The sequence below is a fragment of the Streptomyces spinosisporus genome, assembly GCF_022698145.1.
In the GTDB taxonomy this organism is placed as follows: Bacteria; Actinomycetota; Actinomycetes; order Streptomycetales; family Streptomycetaceae; genus Streptomyces; species Streptomyces spinosisporus.
Genome location: NZ_JALDAX010000049.1, coordinates 1 through 1,886, shown reverse-complemented (window position 1 = coordinate 1,886; position 1,886 = coordinate 1). Strand labels below are relative to the sequence as shown.

The window sequence follows — 1,886 nt, the reverse complement described above, 5'->3', positions numbered from 1 at the left end:
CGGTTCCAGCTGTATCGGCCCGGGCCGACCTCCGAGACGAGGTGCGCCCGTATGAGACGCGACAGGACCTTGCGGACCCGGCACTCGGACCGCCCAGCCAGGTCCGCGACCTGCGACGCCGCGAACAGGGGGTCCGGGCAGCCGCTCAGATCGCGAAAGAGCGCGGCCGTCTCCGTGTCGAGCAGGCGGTACGAGCGCGCGAGGGACGCGCGGACGTCGAGCGCCTGGTCCTCCTCGCTCGCGAACGCATCCAGGGTTCGCAGTCCCGGCGCCTCGTACTCATCGGCCAGGCTCGCCAGGCGCACCTGCGGGCGGTAGGCGGCGCGGGCGGCGACATTGGCCAGGGCCAGCGGGAGCTGCCCGGCCAGCCGGACGATGCGATCGACCGCCTCGGGCTCGGCCGCCGCCCTCGCCGCGCCCAGCCGGCGGGCCAGCAGGCTGCGAGCGTCCGCCTGGCTCAGGGGCATGAGCGTCAGGGGCAGCGCCTGGTAGGCGGCGACGAGCGCGTGCAGTTGCATACGGCTGGTGACCAGGGCCATGGAACCGGGCCCCCCGGGGAGCAGGTGCTTGACCTGGTCGGTGTTCCCCGCGTTGTCGAGGACGACGAGCACGCGGCGGTTGGCCAGCAGCCCGCGGAACATGAGTCCGCGTGCCTGGGTCGTCTCGGGCAGGTCCCCGGGGCGCACTCCCAAGGACTGCAGGAAGTCCTCCAGCACGAGGGCGGGGTCCCGCGGCTCGACCTCCGGTCCAGCTCCCTGCAGGTCCGCGAAGAGCTGCCCGTCCGGGAACCGGTCCGCCAGACGGTGGGCCACAGTCGTCGCGAACGCTGTCTTGCCGACGCCCGCCAATCCCCCGATCGTGCAGATGGCGACCGAGGACGACGCTTGCGCGTCGGCGACCAACCGCTCGACCTGCTCCTGCTCCCTCTCACGGCCGACGAGACTCGGCAGGGCCGCCGGGAGCTGGGCGGGGGTGTTTCGTGACGATGTTCTCGGCGCGCCCTTCGGGCGGTCGGCGTTGTGGGGGTCCCTGTCCCGGAGGTGCGGGAGGTGCGGGAGCTCGAATCTTCCGGACAGGATGCGCTCGTGGACCTGCTGCAGTTCCGGCGACGGGCTGACACCGAGCCGTTGACGCAGCAGATGGCTGGTCGTGTGGTAGATCGTCAGGGCCTCGGACTGACGTCCGGCACCGTAGAGCGCGGTCATGAGGAGGCCGCATACACGCTCGCGCAGCGGGTGCTCGACCAGCAGGGCGGACAGTTCCGCCGCGGCCTCGGCATAGCGCCCCCGCTCCACCTCACAGGCGAGCTGCTCCTCGGCACAAGCGAGACGCAGCTCGCCCAGGACGCTGCGCTGCTGATCCGCGAAGGGCCCGGGGACGCCGGCGAGGGCGACTCCCTTCCACATCTCAAGGCCCTCGGTCAGCAGGCGCGCCGCGGACCTCAGGTCACCGGTACTGCGCGCCTGGCGCGCCCTTGCCGCGGTCTCCTTGAACCTGTTCAGGTCCAGAGCGTCCGGTTGGATGTGCAGCCGGTAACCCCCGTCGACCAGGTGCACGAAGCTGTCGCTCTGCTCCCCCAAGGCCTGCCGGAGCCGGTAGACGTAGGTACGCACGGAGCCTATGGCCGACGGCGGGGCCTCATCCCCCCACACGTCCTCCACCAGTTTCGACAGGCTCACCGGCCTGCCCGCCCTGAGCAACAGCGAAGCAAGGACTGCGCACTGCCTGGGCTGACCAGCTCCGGCCTCGACACCCTGCCTGTGCAGCCGGACCGGGCCAAGAACTGAGAACTGGACGCCCACATCCATCGTGCCTACCGCCCTGGGGATCCGTGTGAGGCTTCGCTGCTCGACCGGCCACAAGGGACCGCCGTCCCCCAACGTACC

General features: G+C 71.4%; 1 protein-coding gene. It reads right to left on the bottom strand.

All coding sequences use genetic code 11. The annotated features are described in order from the left end of the window. Positions 1–1,808, bottom strand: a 1,808-nt coding sequence (locus MQN93_RS43615; RefSeq protein ID WP_242713909.1) for an AfsR/SARP family transcriptional regulator, incomplete at its 3' end; no start/stop codon positions are given. Positions 1,809–1,886 lie beyond the last annotated feature (78 nt).